The sequence below is a fragment of the Pseudomonas sp. 43(2021) genome (assembly GCF_017490805.1).
Lineage (GTDB): Bacteria > Pseudomonadota > Gammaproteobacteria > Pseudomonadales > Pseudomonadaceae > Aquipseudomonas.
Genome location: NZ_JAFGYJ010000581.1, coordinates 1 through 431 on the forward strand (window position 1 = coordinate 1; position 431 = coordinate 431).

The following is a 431-nucleotide window of genomic DNA, read 5'->3' on the forward strand; positions in this document are numbered from 1 at the left end:
GTTCAAGGGCGAAGGCAACGCCGGGCAGTCGCTGGGCGACCTGACCCACATTCGCCAGTTCGTCACCGGCCCGGCGCTGTTCGCCTTCTTCGATGCGCCGTGGTTTCCGGTCTATCTGTTTGTCATCTATTTGTTCAATGTCTGGCTCGGCGTGCTGGCTACGGCGGGTGCGCTGTTGTTGATCGCGCTGGCGTGCCTCAACGAATACATGACCAAAAAGCCCCTCGGCGAGGCCGCCGGTTTTTCCCAGCAATCCAGCCAGTTGGCCACCAGCCACTTGCACAACGCCGAAACCATTCAGGCGATGGGCATGCTCGGCTCGCTGCGCAAGCGCTGGTTCGGGGTGCATTCGCGCTTCCTCGGCTTGCAGAACCAGGCCAGCGACACCGGCGCGGTGATCAGTTCGCTGAGCAAGACCCTGCGCCTGTGCC

The 431-nt window shown here is 62.6% G+C and carries 1 pseudogene; it reads left to right on the plus strand.

Annotated features, from left to right (window positions below):
- Window positions 1-431: pseudogene (locus J5M71_RS28800) on the plus strand (type I secretion system permease/ATPase); the annotation flags it as partial.